The organism is Dolichospermum sp. LEGE 00246 (assembly GCF_015207865.1).
GTDB lineage: Bacteria > Cyanobacteriota > Cyanobacteriia > Cyanobacteriales > Nostocaceae > Dolichospermum > Dolichospermum heterosporum.
This window is the reverse complement of sequence record NZ_JADEWA010000372.1, coordinates 1-5,496: the sequence shown is the minus strand read 5'-3', so window position 1 is coordinate 5,496 and position 5,496 is coordinate 1. Positions and strand designations below refer to the sequence as shown.

The window sequence follows — 5,496 nt, the reverse complement described above, 5'->3', positions numbered from 1 at the left end:
TTTATATTTTAGGTAAAAATAATTATTTCTTTATTTGGGGTTTCTAATTCAGATGATTTATTAATCTGTATTTTGGGTTACAGATATGTAAAATTGTGATGAGAATTTACAAAGTTTTATATAGCTTCTCAATAAAAATGTACAAAAAATAAACAAAATCTATTGCTTTGTCACAACGGGTTATAAAGCATATTTTATCTGATTACTGTTTTGTTTCGGATATTGCGTTTAGAGGATATAGAATATATGATATGGATATCAAATATATATTCATTATGAAGAATATTACTGAGCAAAACCCTCCTTTAGAGTCAGTTATGGCTCAAGAACCGGAAAAATCATCTATCAAGCATCTTGAAAATATGCTCCAGCTTGAAGGCTCTCGACCAAAATTAGTAGGAGTAGACGGTCAAGAAATTCCCATTCCCGAATCGGTTTGTCAGATTTTACATCAAGCTGTTCATGCACTGGCATTAGGTAAAGTAATATCTGTAGTTATTCAGGATAGAGAACTAACCACACAAAAAGCCGCAGACATTCTCAAAGTTTCCCGTCCTTACCTGATTAAGTTATTAGACCAGGGTGAAATTCCTTGTATTAGGGTAGGAACACATCGCCGTGTCCGTTTTGATGATTTGATGAAATATAAAGAACAACGTGATATAAACCGGATAAAATGCCTACAGGAACTTATTGAAGTAACTGAAGAAGCGGGACTATATGATTATGAGGAATAAGTAAAACACTTAAATTGCGATGCCTAATGTTATCTTAGATGCCTGTGTTTTGTTTTCAATGTATTTACGAGATACTTTGCTTTCTACTGCTGATGCTAGTTTGTATGTACCCTACTGGTCACAAAAAATTCTAGATGAAGCAATTGGAAACCTGATAAATAAAGGATATGTATCTGCTGAAGGAGCTAGAAAATTAGAGGAAGTTATAAAAATGGCTTTTCCAGAGGCTATGGTTGAAGTACCGAAAGAACTGGAGTCTGTGATGACAAATCATCCTAAAGATCGTCATGTTCTCGCTGCTGCTGTAGTTACTAAAGCAGAAATTGTCGTTACCAAAAATCTTAAAGATTTTCAGGAACAAGATTTAAAGCCTTGGAATATAAAATCACAGTCACCAGATGATTTTCTCAGTGATATATTTGAAGAATACCCTCAGATAATGGTTCAAGTTTTACTCACACAATCTCAAAAATATAAAAGAACTCCTTTAACTTTCATTCAATTACTAGATAAACTGAGTAACCAAATACCAGGATTTGTTAAAAAAATCCATACTTTTATGACCTAAAGTTAACCACAAAATGTTAAATCTAGTAATGTTGAATAGTGGAAAACCAACGTGAAAGCACAAGTATTTAGAGGCGTAAATCAGTTATCCTACGAAGAAGTTCCAGTTCCAACACTAGAAGCAGATGAGGTGTTGGTACAGGTGCAGGTTGTAGGTTTGTGCCAGTCAGATATTAAAAAGATTCGTTATCCTTTGTATGAACCGCCACGCATATTTGGACATGAAACCGCTGGAACTATTGCGGCTGTTGGTTCACAGGTGAAAGGGTGGCAAGTAGGACAACGGGTAGCGGTGATGCACCATATACCATGTATGCGTTGCGCTTACTGCTTGAATGATAATTTTTCCATGTGCGATGTTTATAAAAATATCTCGACTACCGCAGGTTTTAACCCTAGTGGAGGCGGTTTTGCAGAGTATGTGAAAGTTCCAGGACACATTGTGGAGAATGGTGGCTTAATTCCCATTCCTGATGATATCAGTTTTGAAGAGGCGAGTTTTGTTGAACCCACTAATTGCTGTTTAAAAGCAGTGAAAAAAGCCCAAATTGCACCGGGACAAACTGTGTTAGTTACTGGTGCAGGTCCAATCGGGTTAATGTTTATGATGTTGGTGAAGTATTTTGGGGCAAAAGCGATCGCTACTGACCTCTTACCATCTAGAATTGAAAAGGCTCTGGAAGTAGGTGCAGAAGCGGCTTTTGATGCCCGTGACCCTGATTTACCTACCAAAATCCAAGCTTTAACTGGAGGAATGGGTGTTGATGTCACCTTGTTAGCTGTTCCCAGTGATAAAGCATTCTTTCAAGCTTTAGACTGTACTCGTAAAGGTGGAAAAATTCTCTTCTTTGCAGAATTCCCTGACGAGTTAACCATCCCCATTAACCCCAATACTCTCTACCGTCGGGAAATAGACTTAATGGGCAGTTATAGCTCATCCTATCGCCTGCAAAGCCTGTCTGCGGACATTGTATTCAATCGCCGCATTGATGTCAAAGCTTTAATTAGCGATCGCTATCCCCTCCAAAATTTACCACAAGCCGTAGACCAAGCGATCGCCCCCACGGCAGAAACTTATAAAATTTTAATCTATCCGTAAATCAATTTAGGATTTGGGGATTAATCCTTAAATCCTGGAAATCCTGATTCAGGCAACTCCAAGATTTACCACAAGCCGTAGACCAAGCGATGTCTACGACGGGCTGCGCCTACGACCCCACGGCAGAAACTTATAGAATTTTAATCTATCCGTAAGAAAAGCAGGGAAGAGGGGGAAAGAACTTATGAATTTTTATATCATTTCTTTATTTTGTAGTTTACGCTACAGATTTTATGTTCTCATCGAAATAAAAAGCAGCATAGAGGAAATAGAATCATCTATATTTTGGATTCTGTAGTTTACGCTACAGATTTTTGTGTTATGATTCGATTGCGGGAAATAGTAAATTATTTCTTAGTAAATCAATGTAGAGGAGGTAGTGTCATGTCTATTCAAGAAAAAGCTCGTCAATTGATGGTGCGTCAACATCAGCAAGCTAAAAACCGTCAACAATCCATGTTAATGCGAGCTGCACAAGAGCTTGGTTTACATGAAGGAATGTCTCACTATTGGAATCCCATTCAAGGTAAAATGGACCCAGCTACCCAGACACTTTATGGACGTAGCCAAGCGACTATGAGTTAAGTGAAAAAGAAAGCCACCCCAGAGGGTGGCTAAAGAATTGCTAGATTTAGCTTTAGTGCCTGTTGCAATTAGCAATCGTAATATAGGAAGAATTCATAAGGATGTGGACGCAATTGCATTTGCTTAACTTCGTTAGCAACCTTGTAATCAATCCAGTTCTGAATGAAATCTTCAGAGAAAACGCCAGTTTCAGTTAAGAAAGCGTGATCATTTTCCAAAGCTTCCAAAGCCAATTCTAAAGAACCTGGAGTAGAAGGAATCTTAGACAACTCTTCTGGGGAAAGTTCATAGATGTTTTTATCTAAGGGTTCACCAGGATGAATTTTGTTTTTGATACCATCAATACCAGCGCAAAGCATTGCCGCAAAAGCCAAGTAAGGATTAGAAGTAGCGTCTGGACAACGGAATTCTAACCGCTTGGCTTTGGGGTTGTCTCCAGAAAGAGGAATCCGCACAGAAGCAGAACGATTACCTTGGGAGTAAGCCAAGTTTACAGGTGCTTCATAACCAGGTACAAGGCGTTTGTAGGAGTTTGTAGTGGGGTTGGTGATTGCCAACAATGCTGGAGCGTGTTTGAGAATACCACCAATGTAGTAAAGTCCCATTTCACTCATACCAGCGTACTTGTCACCCGCAAATAGAGGTTGACCATTTTTCCAAATGGATTGGTGACAGTGCATACCAGAACCATTATCACCAAAAATGGGTTTGGGCATAAAGGTGACGGTTTTGCCATATTTTCTAGCAACGTTCTTGATGACATACTTGTAAGTCATCAACCAATCAGCAGCTTCAATTAACTTACCAAATTTGAACCCAAGTTCGCACTGACCACCTGTTGCAACTTCATGGTGTTGTTTTTCAATGGGTACGCCACAGTCTTTCATCGTTAGCAGCATTTCTGTCCGCATATCTTGAAAGCTGTCAGTGGGAGGTACGGGGAAGTAACCTTCCTTAACGCGGGTTTTGTAACCCAGGTTAGGTCCTTCTTCTCTACCAGTATTCCAACGACCTTCTACAGAATCTACGTAATAGTAACCTGAGTTGGTGGTTTGGTCGTAGCGGACATCATCAAAAATGAAGAATTCAGCTTCAGGCCCAAAGAAAGCTGTATCACCAAGTCCGGTAGAAGCTAGGTAGTCTATTGCTTTTTGGGCAATAACGCGGGGACAACGGTTATACCACTGACCTGTTCGCGGCTCTTTAATACTACAAATGATACTTAGAGTTGGTTCTTTCATGAATGGATCGATCCAAGCAGTGTTGGGATCGAGTACCATTGTCATGTCAGATTCTTCGATACCTTTCCAACCACGAATACTAGAGCCGTCGAAGGGAACACCATCAGAGAATGAACTCTCATCAATCTGGTCTTGGTACATAGTCAAATGTTGCCAAGTTCCCAGTGTATCAATGAATTTCAGATCAATCATCTGAATTTTTTCGTCTTGAATCTTCTTTAAGATTTCTTTTGGGGTTGTCATTTTTACTTTACTCCTGATGTATCCAATTATCCAATATAAACCCAAAGTCTGCTCAATCTCAAGCCTTTACCCTAATCCAAGTTGTCACACACCACCTGAAATATCCTAAATAGTTAACTTGACCTGATTTTGTCCTGTTTGTTACAGATTGTCTGGATTACAGGTTATGTTAACCTTTCTTTTTTAATTTGTACAAAACTAGAAAATTCATGATCATGGGTCAACTTTGGCATAAAATTCTTAGATAGCAGATGGATAGTTTTTGTGCCAGTGTCTATTTTATGTGAATTGGTACTGGATCTTGTTGGTGCGTAATTGCAGCCAAATTAATATCAAATCATAGATAACTAAATGATTGGGAGAAAAAGAATGCGTGATGCCGTTACAACTTTAATTAAGAATTATGACTTAACCGGACGTTATTTTGACCGGAATGCCATTGATAGTCTCAAATCATACTTTGATAGTGGAACAGCTAGAGTCCAAGCCGCAGCCGCAATTAATTCCAATGCAGCCGCAATTGTCAAACAAGCCGGTGCAAAGTTATTTGAAGAACTACCAGAATTAATTCGTCCTGGTGGTAATGCTTACACAACTCGTCGCTTTGCGGCTTGTTTACGGGATATGGACTATTATCTGCGCTATGCTACCTATGCACTAGTGGCTGGTAATATGAATGTTCTGGATGAGCGTGTATTACAAGGACTCAGGGAAACTTACAATTCTTTGGGTGTACCCATTGGTTCAACTGTTCAAGGTATCCAAATTATGAAGGGTATTGTTAAGGAACAGGTGGCGGCTGCTGGTGTTGCTAACACTGCTTTTGTTGACGAACCTTTTGACTATATCACTCGTGAGTTGAGCGAGGTGGATGTTTAGAATTTTACAAATAGACATCTGAGAACAGAGTGGAGACGTTCCCCGGAACGTCTTTACTAGTAGTCTGTCAACCCGAAAATGACGGGTGAAGGCAAGCAGGGGGAGAAGAGAGGCAGGGGGCAGGGGGCAGGGGCTGTCTCTTATA

The 5,496-nt window shown here is 39.5% G+C and carries 6 protein-coding genes; 5 read left to right on the top strand and 1 reads right to left on the bottom strand.

Features of this window, described 5'->3' with window-relative positions:
- The first annotated feature begins 275 nt into the window (after positions 1 to 275).
- From IQ228_RS20030 to IQ228_RS20015, 4 genes are all read left to right on the top strand, one after another.
- Positions 276 to 737: a helix-turn-helix domain-containing protein gene (locus IQ228_RS20030; protein ID WP_193964125.1), complete on the top strand. Its 462-nt coding sequence runs from the start codon at positions 276 to 278 to the stop codon at positions 735 to 737.
- Between the two features lie 19 nt (positions 738 to 756).
- The gene (locus IQ228_RS20025; protein WP_193964123.1) at positions 757 to 1,305 is read left to right on the top strand and encodes a PIN domain-containing protein; all 549 of its coding nucleotides are present in this window, start codon (positions 757 to 759) and stop codon (positions 1,303 to 1,305) included.
- Between the two features lie 51 nt (positions 1,306 to 1,356).
- Positions 1,357 to 2,403, top strand: coding sequence for a zinc-dependent dehydrogenase (locus IQ228_RS20020; RefSeq protein WP_193964121.1), 1,047 nt, complete (start codon positions 1,357 to 1,359; stop codon positions 2,401 to 2,403).
- Positions 2,404 to 2,787: 384 nt separating this feature from the next.
- Positions 2,788 to 2,988: a hypothetical protein gene (locus tag IQ228_RS20015; RefSeq protein ID WP_027404398.1), complete on the top strand. Its 201-nt coding sequence runs from the start codon at positions 2,788 to 2,790 to the stop codon at positions 2,986 to 2,988.
- A gap of 68 nt (positions 2,989 to 3,056) precedes the next feature.
- On the opposite strand, the gene glnA is transcribed toward IQ228_RS20015, so the two are convergent.
- Positions 3,057 to 4,472 (bottom strand): type I glutamate--ammonia ligase, encoded by a 1,416-nt coding sequence (gene glnA, locus IQ228_RS20010; protein ID WP_015080355.1) that lies wholly within the window; start codon positions 4,470 to 4,472, stop codon positions 3,057 to 3,059.
- A 369-nt stretch (positions 4,473 to 4,841) separates the two neighbouring features.
- On the opposite strand from glnA, the gene apcB reads away from it, so the two are divergent.
- The gene (gene apcB, locus IQ228_RS20005; RefSeq protein WP_027404397.1) at positions 4,842 to 5,351 is read left to right on the top strand and encodes an allophycocyanin subunit beta; all 510 of its coding nucleotides are present in this window, start codon (positions 4,842 to 4,844) and stop codon (positions 5,349 to 5,351) included.
- Positions 5,352 to 5,496 lie beyond the last annotated feature (145 nt).

What these genes read in the sequence shown, in the direction of transcription:
- apcB (WP_027404397.1), top strand. Translation starts at nt 4,842, where the DNA reads ATGCGTGATGCCGTTACAACTTTAATTAAGAATTATGACTTAACCGGA.
- IQ228_RS20030 (WP_193964125.1), top strand. Translation starts at nt 276, where the DNA reads ATGAAGAATATTACTGAGCAAAACCCTCCTTTAGAGTCAGTTATGGCT.
- IQ228_RS20025 (WP_193964123.1), top strand. Translation starts at nt 757, where the DNA reads ATGCCTAATGTTATCTTAGATGCCTGTGTTTTGTTTTCAATGTATTTA.
- IQ228_RS20015 (WP_027404398.1), top strand. Translation starts at nt 2,788, where the DNA reads ATGTCTATTCAAGAAAAAGCTCGTCAATTGATGGTGCGTCAACATCAG.
- glnA (WP_015080355.1), bottom strand. Translation starts at nt 4,472, where the DNA reads ATGACAACCCCAAAAGAAATCTTAAAGAAGATTCAAGACGAAAAAATT.